We start from the raw sequence: 24,932 nt of genomic DNA on the forward strand, positions 1-24,932 counted from the left end.
TCTCCCTATCCCGAGATCCGGATGCCGGAATCGACGCCCCAGATGGCAAGTGTGAGAAGCAGATTCAGGAATACGACGACGATGATCGTCACCTTGATCGCCCGCCCGGCCGCGACTCCGACGCCTTCCGGCCCGCCGGCGGCGATGTAGCCGAAGTAGCACTGGACGAACGTGGCGACGAGGACGAACGCGACCGCCTTGAGCACCGAGTAGACGAGGTCGCCCGGGTCGAGGAACTGGTGGAAGTAGTGGTCGTAGGTGCCGATGCCGTTGCCGCCGAGGAAGAACGCGGTGATCTTGGTAGTGAGGTAGGCGGTGGCCATGCCGATGGCGTACAGCGGCAGAATCGCGGCGGCGGCGGCCAGCATGCGAGTGGTGATCAGGTAGGGGAGGGGGCGGATGGCCATCGACTCGAGGGCGTCGATCTCCTCCGCGATTCGCATCGACCCGATCTGCGCGGTGAACCGGCAACCCGCCTGGGCGGCGAAGGCGATGGTCGCCAGGAGTGGGGCCAGCTCCCTGGTGGTGGCGAATCCCGAGATCGCGCCGGTGAGCGGGCTCATCGTCAACAGATCGAGCGCCGTGTGCGATTCCATGCCGACGGTGACGCCGCCGAAACCGCACAGGATCACGATCACCCCGACCGTGCCGCCGCCGACGACCAGCGCGCCGTTGCCCCAGGTGACATCGATGATCAGCCGCGTGACTTCCCTGCGGTAGTGCCGCAGCGCGAACGGAACGGCGAGCAACGCTTGTGCGAAGACGACACCCTGGTGGCCCAGCCGCACGTCCGCCTCGACGACACGCGTTGTCGCCGATCTCGCCGCCTGAAGCGGACGGAGCAGGGGCGGTGTGTAATTCGACATCTCAGAGCACCTCGGACGGCAGCAGCGTGTTGTAGATCTGAGTGAGCGCGATATTGGCCGCGAAGAGCACGATCGCCGAACTGACCACCGCGGAGTTCACCGCATCGGCGACCCCGCCCGGGCCGCCCTTGGTGTTCAGGCCGCAGTCACAGGCGATGATCGCGGTGAGTGCGCCGAACACCGCCGCCTTAACCAGCGCGACCAGCAGGTCGCTCGCGACGGCGAACGAGGCGAACGTGCTGAGGTAGGAGCCGGGCGTGCCGTCCTGGACGAAGATGTTGAACAGGTAGCCGGTGGCGAATCCGATGAACACGACGAACCCGCACAGCAGCATGCTCACCAGCACCGCCGCCAGCAGTCGTGGTGCGACGAGCCTACGCACCGGATCGACACCCATCACCCGCATCGCGTCGATCTCCTCGCGGATCGTGCGGGAGCCGAGATCTGCGCAGATCGAGGAGCCGACCGCGCCCGCGATCATCAGCGAAGTCACCAGTGGTGCGCCCTGCCGGATGATGCCGAGGCCGTTGACGGCTCCGATGAAGGTGGTTGCGCCGACTTGGCTGACCAGGGAACCGATCTGGATCGAGACGATCGCGGCGATGGGGACTGCTACGAGCAGTGTCGGTGTGGCTGAGACAGTTGCCATGAAGGAGCTCTGCCGCAGGAACTCCGTCAGCGGGAAGCGGCGACGGACGAGTGCTCGCACCAGCTCTGTGATGGCTTGCCCTGCCATGGTGACCTGCCGTCCCGCGGTCTCGATCGAACGTCGCGGATGGTCGCGCCACCAGTCGAGGCAGAAGGTGGTGATGAGGTCGAAATCTGTTGGTGCACTGGTGGATAGGGATTTCGAGCCCATCGCGACCGCCTCTTTTGTCACTGCGGTGGTGGACTTGCTCGACCACTACCGGCGAAGTTCCTACATCCGCGTAGTCGTATTTCTACGCGTGCGTAGTTTTGCTGTCTGGGACTGTAGCAAGAGGTCGTCGTGGCTGTCGAGGAATTCGGGTACGCGGCCCTCGTTCGCTCAGGCCGTGGTTGTGGTGTCCCAGGTGGGAGAGGGTGGCGCCCGCGCAGGACGAAGCGGGAGCCGGTCAGCCGTGCCAGCGGCGGTAGACCTCGGCGGCGCCAGGATGTAGGGGGACGGTGCCGGTGCCGATGAGGAAACGGCCGTCGAGGAATTGGGTGCCCGCGGCCTCGGCGGGGACCAGGGCATCGGCGTGCCAGAGGAGGAGTTCGACGATGGCGGCGGCTGTTTCGTCGGGCAGCGTGGCGGTGGCGAGGAGCAGGTTGGTGACACCGATCGTGTGGACGGCGGGGCTGCCCGGGTAGGCGTCGGCGGGGATGGCGACGTGGTCGTAGACGGGGCCGTACTCCGCGCGCATCGGTGCGACAAGTGCGCCGAGATCGAGCAGCCGCATCGGATCGGGCACGGTGAGTGCGGCAGTCGGGACGCCGCCTGCCCACAGCAAGGCGTCGATGGCACCCTCGGTCAAGGCCCGGGTGGCCTCGCGCAGGGGACGATGTTCGGTCACCACATCGGTGGCCGGGTCCAGACCCGCCGCGGTCAGGAGGCGCGCGCCGGTCAGCGCGGCACCCGAACCGGCCGCGCCGAGGTTCACCCGTCGACCACGGAGGTCGGCCACCTGCTCGATGCCGCTGTCGGCACGGACCGCCAACTGCAGGTAGTTCTCGTAGACCCGGCCCAACGCCAGCACCCGATTGCCGAAGTCGCCGACCGAATCCGCCAGTGCCAGCGCGGTTTCGACCTCGCCGGCGGCGACCATCCGCAGATTCTGCTGTGAACCAGCGGTTTCCACCGGCTCGATCCGGACGGTGTCGGTTTCGTTCGCGGCCGCGGTGGCCAGCAGCCGGGCGAACGCGAAATAGAAGCCGCCGTCCTCGCCGGAGGCCAGGCGCACTGTCGACCGTTTGCCCGTGCCGCAGCCGAACACGGCCGCCGAGGCGAGCGCGGACAGCACGAGCATCCGACGCCGAGTCATCGGCACCGCGCCGTTCACTGGATCACCGCCTGCATCGGACAGTGCCTGCTCGGCACGGCGCCGCTCATCGAAGCACCGCCGGTAGCCGGATTACGACGGCGAGTCCGTGCGGCCGCACCGCCTCCACGGCCAGTTCGCCACCGTGGGCTCTGGCCAATGCCTGCGCGATCGAGAGTCCGAGTCCGGTGCCGCCCGGGACAGCTGTGGTGCCGCGAAAGAAGCGGGTGGTGAGTTTGGCGAGTTCCTCCGGTGCGACACCGATCCCGTCATCAGCGACCCGGACCGTCACCCAGCCCGGCTCGGCCTCGATGGTGACGTGGGTGTGCGCTCCGGCGCCCGCGTATCGGCAGGAATTGCTCAGCGCCACATCGAGAATCTGCGCCAGCGCCGCCGAACTGATCGCCGCGGTCACCTCCCCGCCGTCAGGCGTTGAAAGCCGAGCCGCGGTCGGGTTCAGCGTGCCGCTGTCGTCAGGCGGTGGAACGTGCGCTGCGGTCGAGTTGATCGCGCCGCTGTCGTCCGGCGGCGGAACGTGCGCCGCGGCCGAGCTGCTCGCGCCACTGCCTTCCGACGACGAAGCGCGAGCAACGGCCACGTTGGTCCCACCGGACGCAGCACTCGAATCCAACGGCTGGACGGCCGACGTCCGCGGGAGGGCCGCCAATTGAATGCCCGCCTCCTGGAACGCCGACACCCAGGCATCGATGCGGTCGGCGACAACCTGTGCCGGATCGCACTGTTCTTCCTCGGACGCCGCGGTCCCGAACGACGCAGGTGTTTCCGCGACGGCAAGCTCGAGCAGGTCGTCCAGCAGCGCGGTCAACCGTTCCACTTCCGCGGTAGCACCACGAAAGGTTGCCGACGCGGTCGCGGGCACGGCGTACTCGAGTGAATCGAGCCGAATCATCAAGGCTGCCAGTGGGTTACGCATGGCATGCGCGGTGTCGGCGACGAGTTGACGTTGCGCGTCCGCGGAGTCACCGACTGCGGTGGCCATGGCGTCGACCGACTCTGCCAGCGCGCGGACCTCGGGCGGGCCGCCATAGTTCCTGGTGATCGGGGCGCGCCCACGCGGCTTGGGCAGGGTGGCGGTGAGCTCGGCGACGGCGCCCGACATCGCGGCCAGCGGTCGCAGCACCCATCGACTCAGGACGAACGCCAACAGCATGAACCCGATCATCGCGACCAACCCGCCGACCGCGATGACAGCCCAGGTCCTGGCGATCGCGGCACGCGCCGCGGCGGTCGACGCCTCGATCACGACGGCCCCGTTCACCTGGACACCGGTGCCGACGGGACGCGCGACGAGCAAGACGGGCGCGCTCCACGGCGTGAGCCGATCCTGGTGCTGGGGCCGCTGGTTGCGTCGCGCCGCCGCCAGCGCCGCGCTGGTGCGCGAATCGGTCACCACCACACCGGCATTGACGATCGGCGCGCCCCGGGCGTCGACGACCAGCACGTTCTCGCCGTACAGCTCGTGGTAGCGGTTCACCTCGTCGGCGAGCGCGCGCACCCCGTCGGGAGAACCGGCTCCGTCGGCGAGGGTGGCGAAACGGTCGGCGTCGCCGGAACGGCCGAGCACCAACTGCTGGGTGCGGCTGGTGGCGGCGGTGAGTGACAGCGGCACCGCGAAGGACAGCACCGCCAGCGCGGCGAATACGGTGAGGACGATCAGCAGCCGGCGGCGCACGCGCGTCCTCCGGTGATCACTGCCCCCACCGATACCCGTAGCCGCGAATGGTGGTGATCAGTCCCGGCCGGTTCAGTTTGGCGCGCAACCCGGTCATGTGGACATCGAGGGAACGGGACACCGCGACGAACGCGTCGCCCCAGATCCGGTCCATCAGCTGCTGCCTGCTCACCGCCGCACCCGGTCGTTCCACGAGTGCCTCGACCAGCTCGAATTCCTTCTGGGTGAGCGAGATCGGCGATCCACCGACCTCGACCGTGCGGGCGCGCAGGTCGACGCGCACATCCCCGGTGACGACCTCGGTTCTGCTCTGGTTGGCGACGGCGGCTGCCCGGCGCAGCACCGTCTCGAGCCGCGCCATCAGCTCCGCGATCCGCGGTGGTTTCACCACATAGTCGTCGGCCCCGCCGCGCAGCCCGCGCACGATGGACCGCTCGTCGCTGCGGGCGGTCAGGATCAGCACCGGCACGGCGCTCACCTCGCGCAGTTGCCGCAGCACCTGCAGTCCGTCCGCGTCCGGCAGGCCGAGGTCGAGGAGGACGGCGTCGTAGTCGCGGTGGGCGATGAGCAGGTCGGCGCCGCGGCGCATGCGCTCGGCGCGGTAGCCGCGTGCGGTGAGCGCCTCCACCAGGGCGTCGCCCACTCCGTCGTCGTCTTCGACCACCGCAAGCCGCACGCGCCGATCCTCCCACAGGGCCTGGATCGGTGCGTGTACCGCACGGTCAGCCACGCACGGCGGCCATCGCCCGTTCCGGCTCCACCGGGTCGGAGTGGACCTCGCGTTCGGCTTCGATGGTCGACTCGGCCGAGGTCTCCCGCATGAAGTAGTACGTGACCAGCGAGATCCCGATACACCCGGCGACGTAGAAGAAGTACAGCGACTCGAGGTCCGCCTTCTTCAGCGCCAACGCGATCATCTCGGCGGTGCCACCGAAGATGGCGACGGTCAGCGCGTACGGCAGGCCGACGCCGAGTGCGCGGATCTTGGTCGGGAACAGTTCGGCCTTCACGATCGAGTTGATCGAGGTGTAGCCGGTGACGATCACCAACGCGAGCATCATCAGGCCGAAGGCGGCCAGCGGGTTGGCGGTGTGGGCGAGGGCGGTCATGATCGGCACCGTCAGCAGGGTGCCCGCGACGCCGAAGAAGATGAGCAGCTTGCGGCGCCCGATGCGGTCGGACAGTCCGCCCGCGATCGGCTGCAGGACCACGAAGACCAGCAGCGCGACGAAGTTGATCCAGGCGACGGTGTCCTTGGAGATGCCCGAGGTGTTGATCATGAACTTCTGCATGTAGGTCGTGTAGGTGTAGAACGCCACGGTGCCACCCATGGTCAGGCCGACGACCAGCAGGCATTCGCGCGGGTATTGCAGCAGCACCCGCAGCGAACCGCGCGAGCTGCTCGGGGACGCGGCGGCGGTCTTCGTCGCGGCCTCGAACGATTCGGACTCGTCCATGCCGCGGCGCAACAGCATCACCACGATGGCGCCACCCGCGCCGATCAGGAACGGAATGCGCCAGCCCCAGCTGTACATCTGCTCGGCGGAGAGCACCTGCTGCAGCACGATCTGCACACCGAGGGCGGTGAGCTGGCCCGCGACCAGGGTCACGTACTGGAAGCTGGAGTAGAAACCGCGCCGCCCCGGCGAGGCCACCTCCGACAGATACGTGGCGCTGGTGGCGTATTCGCCGCCGACGGAGAGTCCTTGCAGCAGCCGCGCCAGCAGCAGCAGTACGGGCGCCGCGATGCCGATGGTCGCGAAGCCGGGGGTCACCGCGATCATCAGCGACCCGGCGGCCATCACGGTGACCGACAGGGTCAGCGCGGCGCGCCGGCCGAACCGGTCGGCGTAGCGGCCAAGCGCCCACCCGCCGATCGGGCGCATGATGAACCCGACCGCGAAAACCGCCGCCGTCGAGAGCAACTGGGCCGTCGGGTCGCCGTCGGGAAAGAACGCCTTCGCGAAGTACACGCTGAACGCGGCGTAGACGTACCAGTCGTACCACTCGACCAGATTGCCGATCGACCCGCGCAACACATTCGCGACGACCCGCTTCTCACCACCGACCTGTGTCGTTGTCACCTTGGACCTCCTCTTTCGGCGCGGCAGTGCGCCGTCGCAGACCACTGTGTCGGCTGTCACAGCCCCCACGGAAGCCACGACGGAGGTTCCTAACGTTCCCTTAGGACGATGCCGACCCGGCGCGGGACAGACAGAGCGAAACGCCCCGGACCGAATGGTTCGAGGCGTTTCGCGGGGTGTCAGGTGTCAGTGGCGGAAGGCGTCCTTGACCTTCTCGCCCGCGTCCTTGATGTTGGCCTTGGTCTGATCGGTCTTGCCCTCGTGCTCGAGGTAGCGGTCGTCGGTCGACTTGCCCGCCGCTTCCTTGGCCTTGCCGACGAGCTCTTCGGCCTTGTTCTTCGCCTTGTCCGCGAGACTCACAGTTGTTCCTTCCAGACAGATCGCTCGGTCAGCGTCGGTGACCGTGGGCCGTCCGTTGGACCCGATGGGCGCATACCCCGGTTTCGGAAAGGCAATCAGGCGCAGCCGTTTTCATTCGTCGGGCTGATCACTCCGTGATCGCGGGAACCTCTTCGCCGGGATGCGGCGGGGGTGGTGGGGTGCCGTCACCGAAGGGGCGGCCGCCGAGTTCCTCGCGATGATGCGCGGTGAGCCAGTTCGACAGGTCGGGGCCCTTCGGGACGACGCCGGTGGGGTTGATGTCGCGGTGCACCACGTAGTAGTGCTCCTTGATCTGGCCGAAGTCGATGGTGTCGCCGAAGCCGGGTGTCTGGAACAGGTCGCGGGCGTAGGCCCACAGCACCGGCATCTCGCTGAGCTTGGTGCGGTTGCACTTGAAGTGCCCGTGATAGACCGGATCGAAGCGGGCCAGGGTGGTGAACAGCCGCACGTCGGCTTCGGTGATGGTGTCGCCGACGAGGTAGCGCTGGGTGCGCAACCGCTCGCTCACCCGGTCGAGCGCGGCGAAGAGCCGGTCGTAGGCCGCGTCGTAGGCGTCCTGTGCGCCGGCGAAACCACAGCGGTAGACGCCGTTGTTGATCTCGGTGAACACTTCCCGGTTGATCGCGTCGATCTCCTCGCGCAGCGATTCGGGATACAACTGCGGCGCGCCCGGCCGGTGATAGGCGCTCCACTCGGTGGAGAAGTCGAGGGTGATCTGGGCGTAGTCGTTGGTGACCACCTGCCCGGTCGCGATCTCGACCATCGCGGGCACGGTGATCCCGCGCGGATAGTCCGGGAACCGGGCCAGGTAGGCGTCACGCAGGCGATGGATACCGAGCACCGGATCGACGCCGCCGGGGTCGAGGTCGAAGGTCCAGCTGAGTTTGTCGTGGGTGGGCCCGCACAGGCCGAGTGACAGCACCGGCTCGAGCCCGAGCAGGCGACGCACGATCAGGGTGCGGTTGGCCCACGGGCAGGCCCGGGCCGCGATCAAGCGGTAGCGGCCGGGTTCGACGGGGTAGCCGTCGCGGCCGTCGGCGGTGATGCGTGTGGTGATGTAGTTGGTGTCGCGGCGGAACTCGCCCTTCTCGACGTAGCTGCCCGCACCGGCGTCGGCATCGCTCATCGGGTCAGTGTCGCATATCGGACCGGCGAAACCGGTCACCTGCGGGCGGTGGTGGCTACCCTGGAAATCGAACCTGTTGTGGCGCAGTGACGCTCGCCGGCTTGTGTGGGAAAGGGGTCGGGGACATGATGTCCTAGCGAAAATCGTTGTCAACAAACGTGGCTCGGATGGGGGCAGTGTGGAACCGGACCTGGTCTTGACGCCGCGAATCGGTGGGTCGCTTCGCGCGGTGCTCGACACGCCCGGCAAGCTCGCGGAGCTGGTCGCCGCGCTCGGATCGCCACTGAATGTGGTTGTGCCACAACAACTCGAGGAGAACGCGGCGAGCTACCGCGCCGTGTACCGCGCGCACCGGCTGAGTGGGAACATCTTCTTCGCGCACAAGGCGAACCGGTCGAGCGCGCTCGTCCGCGCGCTGGCGGCGGGGGAGTGCGGAATCGACGTGGCCTCGCTCGGGGAGCTGCGGCACGCGCTCGAGTGCGGATTCACCGGCGACCGCATCATGGCGACCGGCCCCAAGGACCGGGAATTCCTGTGGCTCGCCGCACGGGTCGGTGCGGTCGTCAACGCCGACTCCCGCGAGGAGCTCGCCGAGCTGGCCCGGCTGGTCACCGATTCGGGATTGCCGCGAACGCGGGTGATGATCCGGCTGTCGGCCTTCGACTCGCCCGGGGTGACCATTGCCAGCAGACGCAGTCGTTTCGGCCTGCACATCCGCGAACTGCCCTCGACCCTCGACCTGCTCGACCGGCACCGCGACGCCCTCGACCTGCGTGGGATGGCCTACCACCTCGACACCACAGGCCTCGACGAAAAGGCCCTGGCCCTCGAAGGCTGCCTGCTGGCCATGCGGGAAGCCCAGATCAGGGGATTCACCCCTACCGCGATCGATATCGGCGGCGGTTTCGGCGTGAGCTACCTGCGTGACCGTGCCGAATGGCACCGCTACACCACCGAACTCGGCAACGCGGTGCTCGGCACGCGCCCACCCATGACCTGGCACAGCCACGGTTACGGCCTGCGCGCACAGGCGGGCACGCTGCGCGGCACCCTCGGCCTCTATCCCGCCCATCGCGAACTCGCCGGTGCGGACTACCTGGACGAACTGCTGAGCCGCGAGTCGCCTTCGCTGGGCCGAACATTGGCCACCCTGCTCCTGGAAAACCTTTACGACCTGCACATCGAACCGGGTCGGTCGCTGACCGACCAATGCGGCCTCACCCTGGCCCTGGTCTCGGAGGTGCGTACCACCGAGGAGGGCGAAATCCTGGTCCGGGTGGCCGCGAATTCCCGTGACATCAGCGCCGAACACCATGCGGTGCTGATGGATCCGGTGTTGCTGCCCGAACGTCCCGGTGACCCGGTGGGGGTGTATCTCACGGGCAATCTCTGTCTCGAAGACGACTTCATCACCCGCCGCAAGGTCACCCTGGCGCGCACTCCGGTGCCGGGGGATCTGCTCGCGTTCGTGAACACGGCGGGCTACTTCATGGATTTCGCGGCCGATTCCGCGCTGATGCAACCGGTCGCCCGCACGATCGCGGTCCGCCCCGGCGAGGGCGGGTGGACGTGGTGCCTGGATGAACAGTATTGGCCCGTGGAAGGGAACCGCGCATGAAGTACGACAGCATTCTCGACGTCATCGGGGACACGCCGCTGGTCCGGATCGATCCGGCCGTGCACGGGCTCACCAATATCGACCTCTACGCGAAGATGGAGATGCTCAATCCGTTCGGTTCGGTGAAGGACCGTCCGGCCTGGAACATGGTGCGCGACGGCCTGTCCCGAGCCGTGGAACAGGGTGACGCCGTGGTCGAGTTGTCCAGCGGCAACACCGCCAAGGCGCTGGCGGTGATCGCGGCGATGCACGGACTGCCGTTCAAGAGCGTCACCAACCGCATGAAGGTGCCCGAGATCAAGGAGCTGCTGCTGTTGCTCGGCGCCCGCATCGAGGAACTGCCCGGCCAGACCGAATGCCTTGACCCGACCGACACCGAAGACCCGCTCAGCCGCATGTACCGGATGCTGTCCGAGGACGGCGGCGGCTACCTGCACACCGATCAGTACTTCAACACCCGCAACCTCGACGCGCACCGCACCGGGACCGCGCCGGAGATCATCAAGGACCTCGACGGCGCGGGCCCCGACATCTTCGTCGCCTGTATCGGCACCGCGGGATCCTCGACGGGCGTGGCAGGTGTGCTGCGCGAACACAATCCGGCGGTGTCGGTGATCGGGTTGGTCGCCGACAAGTCCGATTTCATCCCCGGCATCCGCAATATCGACGAGATCAACGAAGTCGGACTGTTCGACCCGGACAACTACGACACGATCGACGCGGTGACCTCGCAGGAGGCGATCGAGGGCATGCTCACCCTCAATCGCCGCTGCGGGATCCTCGGCGGGCCGACCGCAGGTGCCGCCTACTTCGGGGCGCTGCGTCATCTGCGGGCCGTCGACGCGGAGCTCACCGAGCGGCGCACGGCTGTGTTCATCGTGTGCGATCGGGTGGAGAGCTATCTCAGTTATGTGCGCAAGCGCAGGCCCGATCTGCTCGAGCAACCGGTGCGCCCGAATTCGGTGAGCACGGTGACCGACGCCGAGATCGCCGCCGTGGAGGCGGTCGACGTGGACGAGGCGCGTGAGTGGATCGCTCGGGACCGGCCGGTGGTCGTCGACCTGCGCGGTTCCTTCGCCTACGGCGCGGTCCACATCGAGGGCTCGATCAATATCGTCGACGAGCTGTTCGACGAACTCGTCCACGGTGGGCTGCCGTTCGGTGCGGGCACACCGGTATTGCTCGTGTGCCCGGTCGGTGAGAAGTCCGCGCGCTACGCGGCCCTGCTCACCCGGATGGGGCACCGGGACGTGCGGAGTCTGCGCGGTGGTGTGGTGGCCTGGCGCGACGCGGGCGCACCGTTGGTCAGGGACTGAGCCATGACCGACGACGTTCTCGACCGGTTGGCCGACTGGCAGGCCGGACTACGCGCCCAGTTCCCGATTCTCACGCGCAATCCCGACGTGGCCTATCTCGACAGCGCGGCCACGACCCAGAAGCCGGCCGCGGTACTCGACGCGGTCACCGATTTCCTCACCACCGGCAATGCCAATGTCGGGCGCGGTTCCTATCCGTGGGCGACCGCGACCACCGGCCGCATCGAGCGTGCCCGCGAGCGGATCCGAATTGCCTTGGGCGACAACACGACTGGCTCCTCGGTGGAGTTCGTCGGCGGCACGAGTCACGGATTGCGGGCGGTGGCGCAGGATTGGCTGGCCGATCAGCTCCTCGACGGTGACGAGATCATCGTCCCGTTCGGTGACCACGAAGCCAATCTGCGTCCCTGGCTCGATATGCGAGACGATTTGGCGCGCGGGGGTATTCGCGTGCGCATCGTCGCGATGCCGGTCGACCCGGCCTCCGGTGACTACGACCATCGGGCCCTGCCGTCGGTGGTCACCGACCGCACCCGCTTCGTCGCCGTCACCCACGTGCATCACGTCTTCGGTGTCGATATGAACGTGCACCGGGTGCGCCAGGCGGTGGGGCCCGAGGTGCCGATCTGTCTCGACGCCGCGCAGAGCGTCGGGCACCGGCCGGTGTCGGTCGCCGACCTCGATGTGGATTTCGTGGTGTTCTCCGGGCACAAGATGCTGGCACTGCCCGGCATCGGGGCGGTGTGGGCGCGCAATCGGCGTGGCCCGCGCTTCGCGCTACGCGGGTGGGAGGGGACGCCGAACACGGCGGGCATCGTCAGCATGGCCGCCGCCTTCGATTGGCTCGATGCCGCCGGAACGGCCGAGATCGGCGCCTGGACAAGCGCTTTGACCCTACGACTCACCGACGGGTTGGCCCGGCTGCCCGGAGTACAGGTGCTCGGCTGTCAGGACAGTCTCACCGCCGAATCGACCGTGCAGCGGCGCGAGGCACTGGTGACCTTCCGGCATCGCGCGGTGCGCTCCGACGACCTGGGCTTCGTGCTCGCCGACGAGGGAATCATGGTGCGCGCCGACGGGCACTGCCAGGCGGGTCGTGATTCCGATGACCACGCCGTACGGGTGAGCGTGCACGTCTACAACACTCCCGACGAGATCGACCGGGTGCTCGAGGTGGTGCGTCGGTGCGAGGGAATGAGCAGCTGAGCGATCTCAGGTCACGGGTGCGGCCCGGAAGTGGGACGAGGAGTGAGCAGTTGAGCGGGGTCGGACGAGTTGCGGTCGCGAAAGCAGTGGGGGAGTGAGTAGTCGAGCGGTCGGGCGGCATGCGGCCCGAAAGGCGGTGCAGGGTTGACCGGGTCAGGCGGGGGTGCGGCCGCGGAAAGCGGTGCGCGCGCTGAGGAGGGCGAGGTCGTCGCGGGTGCCTAGCCAGTGCTCGTCGTGCGGGTCGAGGAGTCGCTGCCAGACCGCCGTGTCGGCGTCGTCGAGGTACGGTGCCGCCCGGCGCACCCGCGCGGCGAATTCGTCGAGTACGACCCGGCGGACGTCGGTGGGCAGGGGAGCGGGCAGGTCGACCAGTGCCGTCGAGGCGGTGACGTCGACGAGACCGGCGTCGGCGAGGATCGCCGTCCACGCGCGGCGCGGTCGCACCGCTGCCGGGCGGTCGAAGAACCAGCGCGTGAACTGCTGATCGTGCGCCTCGTCGAGCCGAATCTCAAGGCCGGGCCTGCCGATGCCGATGTCCCACGGCAGGCAGCGGGTGGGCAGACCACCCTCCGCGATGGCGAGGACGCCGCCGGGGCGGAGCAGCCGGGTGAGGGACCGCACGGCCGTGTCCCAGTCGTGCGCGTGGTGCACACACCAGGACGACCAGACCACGTCGGCCGGTTCGGGTAGTGGTGGTGCGCCGTCCTCGAGATCGTGCAGGACTGCGCGGACCCGGTCGCTGACCCCGGCCGCACGCGCGGCCTCGATGGTGAGCTCGAGCATCGCCGGATCGAGGTCTACCGCATATACCCGCCCCGCCTCACCGACAGTTCGTGCCAACGCGACGGTCGACGATCCGGCTCCCGGCCCCACATCGACGACAACCTGTCCGGGCGCGACCGCCAAGGGCTCGAGCAACGCCAGCGTCGCGTCGAGGAATACGGCCTCGGCCGCGGCCGGTTCCCCGGTCGAGGTTCCGGTCCCCGCACGCCCCCCGCGGCGCTCATGAATGATCGTCATAACGCACATGCTACTGAACATCATTTTCAATTCGAACTCGGACACGCCGATCCGTAACCGGTGGTGGCAAAGACTCGCGGGTGGCGCCGGATCATCAACCCCCGCAACGGCTTACACCGAACAATTGTCGGTACCCCGCCCTACTGTGCTCGGTATGGATCTCCTGCCCGACACCCGCTTGGTCGACCTGCTCGCGCGGCTGCGCGCCGCCGATTTCCGAGACTGCACGCGCACCGACATCGAACGGGCCTGTCGTGCGATGGGCGGCACACTCGCGAGCGACGGCTCGGTCGACGTTCCCGAGATGCCCGCAGGCACCCACACCTTCGGCGACGACGATCCCTACGACGAGAGCAAGCCGTGCCGACTGTTCTCGGTTCCCGTAGCGAAGATCGAGCCCGAACAGTTCCGCATCTACCTCGATCGCGCAGTGGCGGTGTGGGGTGAGCCCAGCTGGTACAGCGGCCTCTCGGAGGATCTCGACGTCGGCTGGGTCGACGGGCCGACGTTGTACACCCTCGAACTGGCGGCCGACGGAGACCTCGAGCTGGGTATCCGGTCGGTCGAGGTCGACGGGAACCGGCGATGGCGAAACTGGAAGACGCAATACCACTACCCGGAATTCCTCGACGAGGACGACTGGATTCCCGCCGACGAGCACGACCTGGAGTACACCAGCGCCGATGACTACGAGGTCGATTACACGTGGTCCGCGGGATCGTCCGGTCGCGGGGCCGAGGTGTGGAGTGTGTACACCCTCGCGCACCTGCGTGGCCTGCTCACCGATCTCGTGACCAGCCTCCATCTCGCGATGCGCGCCCTCGGCTCGGGCCCGCAACCTCTGGTGCTCGACTTCTACGACCTCGAGCAGACCCCGGACCGTCAGGTGCGATTCACTGTGTCTCCCAAGGAGATCCGCGTATCCGCTGCGGTCACCGATGCCACGCGCCACCACCTGGCAGCCCTCGGCTTCACTGATCGCCCCGATGGCACCGCGCTGCGCTGCTGGTCCGATGTGTCCACCGATGCCCGCGCCGCGGCGACCGTCACCACGGTCCTGTTGCACCGGCTCGGCCTCGGCACCGAGTACCTCACCATGCACGAATCGGGCGACCCGCTGCCGATTCCGGGTTTCTCGGTCGATCTGGATGTGGACCTGGCCGACCCCGACGAGGACGAGGACGACGACTCCTAGGTCACCACGGTTTCGCCTGTGCGGGTCACAGGAGTCGGCGCACTGCCTCCATGACGGCACGGCGGCGGTCGTCGATGGTCTCGGCTTCGGAAGCAGGCACACCGGCGGCATTGCCCGGATTCCAGGCGAGCGCGATGCTCAGGACCAGTGTCAGCAGTGTGCCGGGTGAGAAGCCGGAGCCGATGTTGTTCGTCTTCTGCACGGCGGCAAGCGCTTCCAGCTTCACCTCGCGCGCCGGCGTCGCGCCTGCGGGGTTCTGATCGCCGCGCTCGAGGCGGTGCCAGGTGGCGAGCCGGATGACCTCGGGATGGGCTCGGCAGTAGTCGAAGAGCCGCCCGGCGTACTCGGGGAGGTCGTCCGGGGTGAAGGGGACCGACTCGAGGCCGTGGGTGACGTGGGCATCGAAGACGGCGTCGAAGAGTTGATCTTTGCTGCAGAAATAGATGTAGATGAGGTTCTTGTTGGCTGCCGCGGCCTTGGCGATCCGGTCCACCCGGGCTCCGGCGATGCCGTATGTCGCGAACTCCTCGGTGGCCGCCTGGAGGATGCGTGCCTTGGTGGCCTCGGCGCGGGACATGGGGTCATCGTAGTTCTGTGGGTTGTCGGCCGTGTCATCCGATTCCGAAGTAGACCAGGACCGCATCCGAGGCGACCAGCAGCACGGTGCACCACACGGTGACTCCGGCCATCAACCAGCAGATGAGCCGCAGGCGAGGTATTCCCAGCGCGGCGCCGAGCAGGGCCGAGCCCCAGGTGCCGAAAAGGGCAGGCCCCAGTATTCCGAAGCCCGGGACGCCGAACCGGGCCAGGACGCGCCGTGCCCGTTGCCCTGCGGCGCCGGACAGCCGGCCCTTCGCCGCGTGATCTCGCACGTCGAGCGCGCCGATCGAAGCTGCTCCGTCGGTGCCCGTTGACGAATTACCCTGGAGCGCAGCTGATTTCCGGCGGGCACGCCAAGACTGCCAGATCAGCCTGGCACGCTCCACGGCGACGACCGCGAAGACGACACAGCACCCCGCGCCCAGTAGCACCGCGAACAGGGTCATCGGACCGGGCAGGGCCAGCGAAAGGCCGACGGGGATCGCGGGGGTGCCCAAGGCGAACCCCGCGAGAAAGGTCCAAACGAATCGCATCACGTGGATTCCCTCCCTGTTGCCGATCCTCGAGCGGCTCGACACACTAAACTAACTAACTGGTTAGTATCTTGGCATGGAACACATCGACACGATGCTCGACGACCTGTCGACCGGTAAATATCTGCTGCTCACCACATTTCGCCGGGACGGCAGGCCCGTCCCCACCCCGGTCTTGGTGATGCGCGACGGAGGGACGCTGGCGGTGTGGAGCGCGGCGGACACCGGAAAGGTGAAGCGAATCCGCAACAGCGGTCGGGTGACGGTCTGCTCCTGCGACTGGCGCGGCAAGCCACTCGGCACGTCGGTGCCCGGCTTCGCCGAGGTGCTGTCTCCCGGCGCGAGTGCGCACTTCACCGGTCTGATGAAGCGCAAGTACGGGCTGGTCGCCCGGATCGGGCTGGTGGGCAGTGCGCTGCGCGGAGGCTCCGAGCGCATGGCGGGCATCCGGATCCGGCTAGCGGGGTGATCGGTGTGGATTCCGCGTGTCGGCGGCCGCGACGAGGAGTTCTAGACTCGTCCCCATGTCTGGCGACACCGACCCCACGGACTCCTTCGACGCGGTGATCTCGGCGGCGGACGCGCCCGTCTGGATCGTCACCACCAGTGCGCACGGCCATCGCGCGGGCTGCCTCGTCGGATTCGCCACGCAGGTGAGTATCGAGCCGCGCCGGTTCCTCGTCGGGTTGTCCAAGAGCAACCACACCTTCGAAACAGCGGCCACGGCAACACATCTCGCCGTACATCTGATCGCGGCGCGGCATTTCGAGGTGGCCAGGCTGTTCGCCACCACGACCGGGGACGACACCGACAAATTCGCCAGATGTGACTGGGATACCGGCCCGCACGAGCTGCCGATCCTCACCAGCGCGGCCGGCTGGTTCGCGGGGGAGATCCTCGAACGCATCGACCTCGGCGACCACCTCGGCGTGCTGCTCGCACCCGTCGCGGCCGAAGTGCCGTCCACCGACCACGCGATCCTGCACCTGAGCGCGGTCGCCGACCTGAAACCGGGACACCCCGCCTGAACACGGCGACGGCCCGGAACCGTGATGGTTCCGGGCCGTCGACGGGGATCAGCGCAGGTCGAACCGGTCGTTGTCGACCACCTTGACCCAGGCGTCGACGAAGTCCTGCACGAACTTCTCGCCCGCGTCGCTCTGGGCGTACACCTCCGACACCGCGCGCAGCACCGAATGCGAGCCGAACACCAGGTCGTTGGCCGTGGCCGTCCAGCGCTTGGCTCCGGTCTTGCGATCGAAGCCCTCGTAGACGTTCTCGCCCGACTCCGCAGGCTTCCACTCCGTGTTCTGGTCCAGCAGATTCACGAAGAAGTCGGTGGACAGCACGCCCGGGCGATCGGTGAACACACCGTGCGAGCTGCCACCGTGGTTGGCGCCGAGCGCACGCAAGCCGCCGACCAGCACCGTCATCTGCGGTGCGGTCACATCGAGCATGTACGCGCGGTCGAGCAGCAGACGCTCGAGCGGCGCCTTCTCACCCGGACGCACGTAGTTGCGGAAACCGTCGGCGCGCGGCTCGAGCACGGCGAACGACTCGACGTCGGTGGACTCCTGGGTGGCGTCGGTGCGTCCCGGGTGGAACGGAACCGTCACCGTGTGACCGGCGTCCTGCGCGGCCTTCTCGACCGCCGCGGAACCCGCGAGGACGATCAGGTCGGCCAGCGAGATCTTCTTGCCACCGGTGGCCGAGGCGTTGAAGTCCTGCTGGATGCGCTCGAGCACCTCGAGCACCTTGGCCAGCTCGGCCGGCTCGTTGATCTCCCAGTCGCGCTGCGGTTCCAGCCGGATGCGGGCACCGTTGGCGCCGCCGCGCTTGTCGGTGCTGCGGAAGCTGGCCGCCGACGCCCACGCCGTCTTGACCAGCTGGGCGACGGTGAGGCCGGAGTCGAGCACGGTGCGCTTCAGTGCCGCGACATCGTTGTCGTCGACCAGTTCGTGGTCGACGGCCGGGACCGGGTCCTGCCACAGCTGCGGCTCGGCCACCCACGGGCCGAGGTAGCGGCTCAGCGGACCCATGTCGCGGTGCAGCAGCTTGTACCAGGCCTTGGCGAAGGCCTCGGCCAGCTCCTCGGGATGATCGAGCCAGCGGCGGGTGATCTCACCGTAGATCGGGTCCTCGCGCAGGGCCAGGTCGGTGGTGAGCATGGTCGGCGTGCGGGCCGGACCGCCGAACGGATCGGGGATGAGTCCTTCGCCCGCACCGTCTTTCGGCTTCCACTGCCACGCGCCGGCGGGGCTCTTGGTGAGTTCCCACTCGAAGCCGTACAGGTTCTTCAGGAAGCCGTTGCTCCACTGGGTGGGTGTCGCGGTCCAGACCACCTCGAGCCCACTGGTGATGGCGTCCTTGCCCTTGCCGGTGCCGAAGGAGCTCTTCCAGCCGAGACCCTGCTGCTCGATCGGGGCGGCCTCGGGCTCGGGACCCACCAGGCTCGCGTCACCCGCGCCGTGGGTCTTGCCGAAGCTGTGCCCGCCGACGATCAGCGCGGCGGTCTCCTCGTCGTTCATCGCCATCCGACCGAAGGTCTCGCGGATGTCGCGGGCCGCCGCTACCGGGTCGGGCCTGCCGTTGGGGCCTTCCGGATTCACATAGATCAGGCCCATCTGCACCGCACCGAGCGGCCCGGAGAGCTCGCGGTCACCGCTGTAGCGTTCGTCGCCGAGCCAGGTGTCTTCCGGGCCCCAGAACATCTCTTCGGGCTCCCAGATATCGGGGCGGCCGAAGCCGAAGCCGAAGGTCTTGAAGCCCATCGACTCCAGTGCGACATTGCCCGTGAAAACCAGGAGGTCGGCCCAGGAGATCTTGTTGCCGTACTTCTGCTTCACCGGCCACAGCAGCCTGCGCGCCTTGTCGAGATTGGCGTTGTCGGGCCAGCTGTTGAGCGGGGCGAAACGCTGCGCGCCCTGACCGCCGCCACCGCGGCCGTCGGCGATCCGGTAGGTACCGGCCGAATGCCAGCTCATCCGGATGAACAGGCCGCCGTAGTTGCCGTAGTCGGCGGGCCACCAGTCCTGGGAATCGGTGAGGACCGCGGCGATGTCGGCCTTGAGCGCTTCGACGTCGAGCTTGGCGAATTCCTTGGCGTAGTCGAAGTCCTCGCCGAGCGGGTTGGACTTCGACGAGTGCGCGTGCAGGACCGAGACGTCGATCTGCTCGGGCCACCAGTCCTGATTGGTCAGCGGGCGATGCGCCTTGGGCTCGGGCGAGGGGATCGCGGGGTTCTCGCTCTCGCTGGCGCTCGAGGTTTCGGTGTCAGGAGTGGGTGGGCGGCTATCGGAGGTCACGATATTCCTTCCTGGACGGGTGGTGCGGACTACTCGTTAGGGGTGGACGGTGCGTGCGCGCAGTCGGGGCACAGGCCCCAGTAGATGACCTCGGCTTCATCGATGGCGAAGCCGTGGTCGTCGGCCGCGGTGAGGCAGGGTGCTTCGCCGACCTGGCAGTCGACGTCGAAGATCGCCCCGCAGTCCCGGCAGATGAGGTGGTGATGGTTGTCGCCGACGCGCGACTCGTATCGGGCGACCAGACCGCGTGGCTGGATGCAGCGCAGCAGTCCGGCGCCGGTCAGGGTGCGCAGCGAGTCGTACACGGCCTGGTGGGAAACACCGGGCAGCCGTGCGCGCACTGCCCGGATCACCGAATCGGTATCGGCATGCGGATGTTCGTGGACGGCGCCGAGCACCGCGACACGCGGAGCCGTGACGCGCAGTGAAACTCCCCGCAGCATCTGCTGGAATTCCTGGTCCGTCGGCACGCCACGAAGTCTTCCCCGTTTTCTTGAATCAGTCAAGTATTAGTTCCGGGTCAGGTTCGTGAGAACACCGCGGCGAGGAAGTCGGAGTCGTCGCGAAAGGGACGTAGATCCCAGGTGGAAAGCAGGAGATCGGTTGTGAGACCGGCTTTTTCGGTGTCGTCGAGGAAATCGGCGAACTCGTAACCGCGCTCGGCGCCGAAGCCGGTGATCAGGCGGCCCGCGGGTGCGAGATGGCGGGCGAACCCCTCGAGCACTGCGATCCGGGTGGACGGCGCGAGGAAGGTGAGCACATTGCCCGCGCAGACGATGGCGTCGAAATCGCGGGTGGGCAGATCCAGTTCGGCGAGGTCGCCGACGAGCCAGGTGGGGCCGGGGTGATCGGCGCGCGCGGCGTCGATGAGCACCGGGTCCACATCGACGCCGACCACCGTGTGTCCCGCGTCGTGCAGGTAGCCGCCGATCCGGCCGGGTCCGCAGCCCGCGTCGAGCACGCGCGCGCCACGTCCGAGCATGGCGTCGACCAGCCGCGCCTCACCGACGATGTCGGTGCCCTCGGCCGCGAGGGTGCGGAATCGTTGCACGTACCTCGCCGAATGCGACGGGTCGGCGGCGACGATCTCCTCCCACTGACTGGGCGTGCGGTCCTTCGATGCGCTCATGATCGACTCCTCCTGCGGCCGACCCTAGCGCGATTCACGGACTAGGCGCGGAGATCTCCGGGAAATGGCCTGCTGGTGAGGCTGTGATAGAGCATGCTGAGGTCGAGGGCGTCACCGGCGGCGGTTTTGGGCTCGGCGGCTCGATCGACCTGGCGGTGCAGCGCTTCCATCTTCTCGTCGAGCTGGTTGGCCGCCTCGGCTGCCTGGGCGAGGTCGCTGCGCAGGTTCGGCGGCACCTCACCCCGGTATTTGTAGTAGATCTTGTGCTCGAGGCTGGCCCAGAAATCCATGGCGATGGTGCGGATCTGGATCTCCACCGGAACCCGCTGGGTGTGCCCGGCGCGAAACACCGGGATCGACACGATCAGGTGCAGGCTCTGGTACCCGTTGGGTTTGCGGTGGGTGATGTAGTCGCGTTCCTCGAGCACGGTGATGTCGGCCTGGCTGACCAGCAGGTCCCGGATGGTGGCGATATCGGAGATGAAGCTGCACACCACCCGCACCCCGGCGATGTCGAGCACGTTCTCGCGGATGGCGGCCAGGTTCATCGCGTAGTTCTTGCGCCGCACCTTCTCGAGCACGCTCTCGGGCGACTTCAGCCGCGAGCCGACGTGCTCGATGGGGTTGTAGGCGTGGGTGTTGTTGAAGTCCTCACGCAGGATGTTGATCTTGGTGGTGACCTCGTCGATCGCGAACTTGTACCCGAGCATGAAGTCGACGAACTGGTCACGCAGCGCGCGCACGTCGTCGACATCGACCAGTTGCCCGTTGGATGCCGAGCCGGTGCCGGGTTGCCAGGGTTTCACCCCGACCATTGTGCCCGTTACGTCGCCGACGGCCCCGCGGGGGCGTCACAGCCCCGGTTCGTCCTCGTCGAGCCGATGGTGGTTGAGCTGGGCGAATCCCCACGCGGCCAGGGCGGTGAAGCAGGCGATGTAGAGCATGTAGGCGGTGAGCACGAGCACGATGCCGTAGTCGTGCATCCAGTGCCCGAGGGGGAACACCGCGAGTGCGCCGAGCGCGAGCATCACCACCGAGGTGCCGAGTGCGGGCAGTGCGAGAGGGGTGAGATCGGTGCGTTCGGGTTCCGGCGCGGGCGTGGGTTCCGGGGGAGCGATCTCGGGGCAGCGGTCGGGTTGTGCGTCGGTGATCATCGAGAATTCCTCGCGTTCGGGCTCGAAATATCAACGGGGGCAGCGGGAGTGCGGCGAGTCGGCGGCGACGCGCGAAGATCGTCACCCGGCGACGGGCGGTGATCCGTCATGTATTCGGTCCTGCGGACGGATGGGATGGGACCGATCCGCGTGTCGCAATTTTCCAGCTAAATCGTGTCGCCGAGCGTGGAAGCAGTGGTCTCACGGCATGGAGTACTCGGTAGCGTTCGTGCCCGCGACCGCTCCAGCAATGTTTTGGCACACCGGTACCGTTTGCGGCGCGGTCGGCGGGGTAGGGCCACGGCATGACCGAACCAGACGACACCTACGACCCGCCCCAGGACACCGGCGCGCCCGACTCGGTCGAAACCGATCCGGCCGCGCTCAACAGCAGTGAGGACCTCGACGAGGACCGTCTGCGCGAAGACCCGTTGGAAGCGGGCATGGACCCGCCCGAGCACTGGACCGGCGTCACGAAATACGGCATGACACCGGCCGAAGAGGCCACCCCGCGTGGGCTCGACGAACGCCTGGCCGAGGAGGAACCCGATGTGGTTCCCGGTTCCGCGCCGCAGGCGGCCGGGTCGTCCTCGGTCGAACTCGATCAGGACGGCAACGAGGTCGCTCCGCGGGTCGGCTACGAAGAGGAGCTCGGCATCGCCGCCGACGTGGCCGGTGGTTCCGTGCCCGACGAGATCCGCAGGCCGGAACCGCCGGAGTGATTCGGACCGTTCAGCTGCCCGCGTATTTCGCGGCGTAGAGCGCCTGATCGGCGCGGGTGAGCAGGTGGTCGGGCCCCTGGCCCGCCAGCGTGACGAGGACCGCGCCGATGCTCACCGTCACGTCGATGCTCACGGTGTCGACGGTGATCGGGGTGCTGAGCGCCTTGTGCAGTGCGGCGACCAGCCGGTCGAGGAGGTCTTGGTCGGCCGGTGGCTCGGCCAGGACGACGAACTCGTCGCCGCCGGTACGCGCCAGCACGCACCCGTGTGCGGCGGCCGCCGACTCCAGCCTGTTCGACACGGCGGCGAGCAATTTGTCGCCGACGATGTGGCCGAACGAGTCGTTGACCTCTTTGAAGTTGTCCAGATCCAGCGCGCACACCCCGGCCCGCGCCTCCGGAGCCGACTCATCGACCACGGTATGCAGCCGGTCGAGCAGGTACCGCCGGTTCGGCAGGGCGGTGAGCGGGTCGTGCATCGCCTGCCACTGCAATTGCTCTGTGGTCGTGCGTCTTTCGGTGATGTCCTCGCCGAAGCCGAGCAGATACCTGCGTTCGCCGTCGGCCGAGGCGCAACGGGTGACGGTCCAGGAGGTCCACACCATCGACCCGTCCTGGCGGGGGAATCGGCCTTCGATCTGGATGCTGCCGGTCGCCGAGTCGTCGAGGGCGCGCATCACCCGCTCGCGCACCTCGGTCTGCCGGTCGGCCGGGAACATGGTGAAACCGGTCGTGCTGCGCAGCTCGGCCAGATCGCGGCCGATGAGCCGTTCGAAGGCCGGGTTCGCGTCGAGGATCATGCCGTTCTCGTCGCCGATGGAGATGCCGATCGAGGAGTGGCGGAAGGCCATCTCATAGCCCTCGGCATGCGGTGGCCCGGCGCACAGGACGCGCGCGAAACCGGTGCCGAATCCGCCGAGCAGCGCGTCGCCGAGGGCGAGATCGCGCGGTGTCGCCGATTCGGCGACCGCACGTAGTACCGGAACCGACGCGGCGATGACGGCTGGGTCGGTGAGGCCGAGGTCGGCTATCCTTCGTGCGGCTTGTTCGGCCGCCTCGAACGCGGACTCGGGCGGTGCCTCTGCGAGTTCGGTGACTATGCGGCGGACCCCGTCGGCCAGCGACTCCCGCGAGACCGGACCGAGCTCGGCCAGGCGCCGAGCCCACTCGTCTGCGTGGTCGTCGAGGTTCATAGCGAAGCCGGTTCCAGGTGTGCGGCGCCGTTGCCGCGGCCGATGCGGTCGGTGGTGATCATGCCACGTCGGGCCCGGAAAGCGGCCGCTCGGCCGCACTGATTCGGTGCGGCGGCGGTCAGGTGCGCTCAGCTGTCGAAGTGAACATCCAGCAATCGCTCGCTCGCGCGCAGATGCTCGGCCATGGTGACGAGCAGGTCGATCGAGTCGCGGGACAGACCGATCGTCTGCACGAGGAACAGGCGTGGCCGGTCGAGCTGCAAGCGTGCGAGCAGCGTGCTGTCGTCGACGCTCGACCCGTTCAGGTCGCGGACGAAGAAGTAGTCAGGTTCCACCTGGAAGTAATCGGCCAGTGCGGCAACGGTTCTCCACGAAGGATTGCTGCGGCCGCCCGACCGTAGCTGCGACAGATACGGTGCCGAAATGCGATGCCCCGCCGCCTGCAACGAGCGTGCGACCTGGCGGTTGGTGCACCGGTCCGCGACCTGCTCGGGTGGATTGCGGAAGAGCTCGTTGAGGCGGGTAGCGAAGTGCGACACGGCGATTCCTCGACATCAGGTTGGTCAGAAGACCATCTTCTGTCGCTCGCTGTGTCGCTGGCAATAGCGCCAGCTAACTTGTGGCTTCCATCACGAAATTCGGCCGGGACGTTTGTTCCACGGCGAAATGCGGTGGCCTGCCTCAGTAGGCGAGGGGTGGGCCGGCTGCCGGACCGGCCCACCCCGAGGTGGAAGAGCGACGTGACATTCGAGGCGTTCTCGCCGTTGCTGCGGGGGTCCGCGCTGTGTCGGCGGGGTCATGACGCGCCTCCTCGCAGAGCAGCGTCCGGACAGGTCAGGCGTTGATGGCCTGGCGCTGGTGTCCGTTGGAGTGTGCGATCTCGATCTTGCGCGGCTTGGCCTTCTCGGCCACCGGGATCGTCAGGCGCAGCACACCGTCGGTGTATTCGGCGCGGACGCTGTCGGTGTCGAGGCCCTCGCCGAGGAACAGTTGGCGGCTGAACACCCCGCGCGGGCGTTCCGCGGCGATCATCTCGCGGCTCGAGTCGAGTTCGGGTCGCGACGCTCGCACGGTGACAACGTTGCGTTCGATATCCAGGTCGAGCGAGCCCGGGTCGATGCCGGGAAGGTCGAATTCGACGACGAACTCGTCGCCCTCACGCCAGGCGTCCATCGGCATCACCGTCGGCCGGGCCGCGGTGCCGAGCACCTGCTGCGTGAAACGGTCCAGATCGCGGAAAGGATCGGTACGCATCAGCATGGTCGCCACCTCCAACTCACTCCATTTCTCTCTCGTAGGTCAGGTAACCTATGCTATGTGGCATAGATTTGTTTTAGCACTCTCGGCATGAGAGTGCAAGGGAGGAGTGAGATGTCGCTGGATCCGCACGCGGGATCCCCGCTACCCGACCCGGCGCAGGCCGTGTTCGGAATCTCGGTGACAGCAGAACTGACAGGGGTCGGTGTGCAGACGCTGAGGCTCTACGAACGACACGGGCTGCTCACCCCGGCGCGTAGCGACGGCGGTACCCGTCGCTACAGCAGCAACGACCTGGCGCGCCTGCAGCGCATCGTCGCGCTCGCCGCCGCGGGGGTGAACATCGCAGGTATCGGGCGCATCCTCGAGCTCGAGGACGCCAACGCCGTCCTTCGTGCTCGTCTGCGCGGCGAGCTACCCCCGGACTAGCGCCTGCCCGACGGTCGATTCCTGTGGGTGAGCATGGGGTCGCGCGGGAAGTGTCGTGAATCTTCCAATGACTTCGGTTAACGGTTTTTCCGGGTGAGGGCGGGTC

27 protein-coding genes are annotated in these 24,932 nt (G+C 67.7%); 8 read left to right on the top strand and 19 right to left on the bottom strand.

Annotated features, from left to right (window positions below; all coding sequences use genetic code 11):
• Positions 1–5: 5 nt before the first annotated feature.
• From HYG95_RS07730 to HYG95_RS07765, 8 genes are all read right to left on the bottom strand, one after another.
• Positions 6–866 carry an ABC transporter permease gene (locus HYG95_RS07730; RefSeq protein ID WP_181697317.1) on the bottom strand — a complete coding sequence of 287 codons (861 nt, stop codon included), beginning with the start codon at positions 864–866 and terminating at the stop codon, positions 6–8.
• A gap of 1 nt (position 867) precedes the next feature.
• Positions 868–1,725: an ABC transporter permease gene (locus HYG95_RS07735; protein ID WP_181697318.1), complete on the bottom strand. Its 858-nt coding sequence runs from the start codon at positions 1,723–1,725 to the stop codon at positions 868–870.
• A 235-nt stretch (positions 1,726–1,960) separates the two neighbouring features.
• Entirely contained in the window at positions 1,961–2,869 is a 909-nt protein-coding gene (locus HYG95_RS07740) for a TAXI family TRAP transporter solute-binding subunit (RefSeq protein WP_181697319.1), read from the bottom strand.
• A gap of 64 nt (positions 2,870–2,933) precedes the next feature.
• Complete coding sequence (locus HYG95_RS07745) at positions 2,934–4,559, bottom strand: sensor histidine kinase (protein ID WP_181697320.1); 1,626 nt, start codon at positions 4,557–4,559, stop codon at positions 2,934–2,936.
• 16 nt (positions 4,560–4,575) lie between these two features.
• Entirely contained in the window at positions 4,576–5,235 is a 660-nt protein-coding gene (locus HYG95_RS07750; RefSeq protein WP_181697458.1) for a response regulator transcription factor, read from the bottom strand.
• A gap of 46 nt (positions 5,236–5,281) precedes the next feature.
• Positions 5,282–6,643 carry an MFS transporter gene (locus HYG95_RS07755; protein WP_181697321.1) on the bottom strand — a complete coding sequence of 454 codons (1,362 nt, stop codon included), beginning with the start codon at positions 6,641–6,643 and terminating at the stop codon, positions 5,282–5,284.
• Between the two features lie 186 nt (positions 6,644–6,829).
• Positions 6,830–7,003, bottom strand: a complete 174-nt coding sequence (locus HYG95_RS07760; RefSeq protein ID WP_181697322.1) for a CsbD family protein — start codon at positions 7,001–7,003, stop codon at positions 6,830–6,832.
• A gap of 127 nt (positions 7,004–7,130) precedes the next feature.
• Complete coding sequence (locus HYG95_RS07765) at positions 7,131–8,150, bottom strand: glutathione S-transferase family protein (protein ID WP_181697323.1); 1,020 nt, start codon at positions 8,148–8,150, stop codon at positions 7,131–7,133.
• A 178-nt stretch (positions 8,151–8,328) separates the two neighbouring features.
• On the opposite strand from HYG95_RS07765, the gene HYG95_RS07770 reads away from it, so the two are divergent.
• The 3 genes from HYG95_RS07770 to HYG95_RS07780 are packed head-to-tail and all read left to right on the top strand — an operon-like array spanning position 8,329 to position 12,290.
• Complete coding sequence (locus HYG95_RS07770) at positions 8,329–9,768, top strand: Y4yA family PLP-dependent enzyme (protein ID WP_181697324.1); 1,440 nt, start codon at positions 8,329–8,331, stop codon at positions 9,766–9,768.
• Positions 9,765–11,084, top strand: coding sequence for a pyridoxal-phosphate dependent enzyme (locus HYG95_RS07775; protein ID WP_181697325.1), 1,320 nt, complete (start codon positions 9,765–9,767; stop codon positions 11,082–11,084). Before HYG95_RS07770 ends, HYG95_RS07775 begins: the two co-directional genes overlap by 4 nt.
• Positions 11,085–11,087: 3 nt before the next feature.
• A complete protein-coding gene (locus HYG95_RS07780) occupies positions 11,088–12,290 on the top strand; it encodes an aminotransferase class V-fold PLP-dependent enzyme (RefSeq protein ID WP_181697326.1) in 1,203 nt (400 codons plus the stop codon).
• 153 nt (positions 12,291–12,443) lie between these two features.
• Here the strand turns inward: HYG95_RS07780 and HYG95_RS07785 are convergent, their stop codons facing one another.
• Positions 12,444–13,310 (bottom strand): class I SAM-dependent methyltransferase, encoded by an 867-nt coding sequence (locus HYG95_RS07785; RefSeq protein WP_181697327.1) that lies wholly within the window; start codon positions 13,308–13,310, stop codon positions 12,444–12,446.
• A 154-nt stretch (positions 13,311–13,464) separates the two neighbouring features.
• Between HYG95_RS07785 and HYG95_RS07790 the strand changes: the two genes are divergently transcribed.
• Complete coding sequence (locus HYG95_RS07790; RefSeq protein WP_181697328.1) at positions 13,465–14,505, top strand: hypothetical protein; 1,041 nt, start codon at positions 13,465–13,467, stop codon at positions 14,503–14,505.
• Between the two features lie 25 nt (positions 14,506–14,530).
• Here HYG95_RS07790 and HYG95_RS07795 read toward each other — a convergent pair whose 3' ends face one another.
• On the bottom strand, positions 14,531–15,082 hold the full coding sequence (locus tag HYG95_RS07795; protein WP_181697329.1) for a TetR family transcriptional regulator: 552 nt from the start codon (positions 15,080–15,082) through the stop codon (positions 14,531–14,533).
• A 34-nt stretch (positions 15,083–15,116) separates the two neighbouring features.
• Complete coding sequence (locus tag HYG95_RS07800; RefSeq protein WP_181697330.1) at positions 15,117–15,638, bottom strand: hypothetical protein; 522 nt, start codon at positions 15,636–15,638, stop codon at positions 15,117–15,119.
• Between the two features lie 76 nt (positions 15,639–15,714).
• Between HYG95_RS07800 and HYG95_RS07805 the strand changes: the two genes are divergently transcribed.
• Positions 15,715–16,107 (top strand): PPOX class F420-dependent oxidoreductase, encoded by a 393-nt coding sequence (locus HYG95_RS07805; RefSeq protein ID WP_181697331.1) that lies wholly within the window; start codon positions 15,715–15,717, stop codon positions 16,105–16,107.
• Positions 16,108–16,162: 55 nt separating this feature from the next.
• Positions 16,163–16,666: a flavin reductase family protein gene (locus HYG95_RS07810; RefSeq protein ID WP_181697332.1), complete on the top strand. Its 504-nt coding sequence runs from the start codon at positions 16,163–16,165 to the stop codon at positions 16,664–16,666.
• A 48-nt stretch (positions 16,667–16,714) separates the two neighbouring features.
• On the opposite strand, the gene katG is transcribed toward HYG95_RS07810, so the two are convergent.
• The 5 genes from katG to HYG95_RS07835 all read right to left on the bottom strand — a co-directional run bounded on the left by katG (position 16,715) and on the right by HYG95_RS07835 (position 21,226).
• A complete protein-coding gene (katG, locus tag HYG95_RS07815) occupies positions 16,715–18,943 on the bottom strand; it encodes a catalase/peroxidase HPI (protein WP_181697333.1) in 2,229 nt (742 codons plus the stop codon).
• A gap of 29 nt (positions 18,944–18,972) precedes the next feature.
• Positions 18,973–19,386, bottom strand: coding sequence for a Fur family transcriptional regulator (locus HYG95_RS07820; protein ID WP_181697459.1), 414 nt, complete (start codon positions 19,384–19,386; stop codon positions 18,973–18,975).
• A gap of 77 nt (positions 19,387–19,463) precedes the next feature.
• Entirely contained in the window at positions 19,464–20,072 is a 609-nt protein-coding gene (locus tag HYG95_RS07825) for a bifunctional 2-polyprenyl-6-hydroxyphenol methylase/3-demethylubiquinol 3-O-methyltransferase UbiG (RefSeq protein WP_181697334.1), read from the bottom strand.
• Between the two features lie 41 nt (positions 20,073–20,113).
• The gene (locus HYG95_RS07830) at positions 20,114–20,887 is read right to left on the bottom strand and encodes a GTP pyrophosphokinase family protein (RefSeq protein ID WP_181697335.1); all 774 of its coding nucleotides are present in this window, start codon (positions 20,885–20,887) and stop codon (positions 20,114–20,116) included.
• A 36-nt stretch (positions 20,888–20,923) separates the two neighbouring features.
• The gene (locus HYG95_RS07835; RefSeq protein ID WP_181697336.1) at positions 20,924–21,226 is read right to left on the bottom strand and encodes a hypothetical protein; all 303 of its coding nucleotides are present in this window, start codon (positions 21,224–21,226) and stop codon (positions 20,924–20,926) included.
• A gap of 305 nt (positions 21,227–21,531) precedes the next feature.
• Here HYG95_RS07835 and HYG95_RS07840 point away from each other — a divergent pair, with 305 nt between their 5' ends.
• A complete protein-coding gene (locus tag HYG95_RS07840; RefSeq protein WP_181697337.1) occupies positions 21,532–21,948 on the top strand; it encodes a hypothetical protein in 417 nt (138 codons plus the stop codon).
• Positions 21,949–21,958: 10 nt separating this feature from the next.
• Here the strand turns inward: HYG95_RS07840 and HYG95_RS07845 are convergent, their stop codons facing one another.
• From HYG95_RS07845 to HYG95_RS07855, 3 genes are all read right to left on the bottom strand, one after another.
• Entirely contained in the window at positions 21,959–23,140 is a 1,182-nt protein-coding gene (locus HYG95_RS07845; protein WP_181697338.1) for a sensor domain-containing diguanylate cyclase, read from the bottom strand.
• A gap of 128 nt (positions 23,141–23,268) precedes the next feature.
• A complete protein-coding gene (locus HYG95_RS07850; protein WP_181697339.1) occupies positions 23,269–23,679 on the bottom strand; it encodes a helix-turn-helix domain-containing protein in 411 nt (136 codons plus the stop codon).
• Between the two features lie 295 nt (positions 23,680–23,974).
• On the bottom strand, positions 23,975–24,400 hold the full coding sequence (locus HYG95_RS07855; protein WP_181697340.1) for an Hsp20/alpha crystallin family protein: 426 nt from the start codon (positions 24,398–24,400) through the stop codon (positions 23,975–23,977).
• A gap of 111 nt (positions 24,401–24,511) precedes the next feature.
• Between HYG95_RS07855 and HYG95_RS07860 the strand changes: the two genes are divergently transcribed.
• Complete coding sequence (locus tag HYG95_RS07860; protein ID WP_181697341.1) at positions 24,512–24,826, top strand: MerR family transcriptional regulator; 315 nt, start codon at positions 24,512–24,514, stop codon at positions 24,824–24,826.
• Positions 24,827–24,932 lie beyond the last annotated feature (106 nt).

This window comes from Nocardia sp. GTS18 (assembly GCF_013839555.1).
GTDB classification, from domain to species: Bacteria; Actinomycetota; Actinomycetes; order Mycobacteriales; family Mycobacteriaceae; genus Nocardia; species Nocardia rosealba.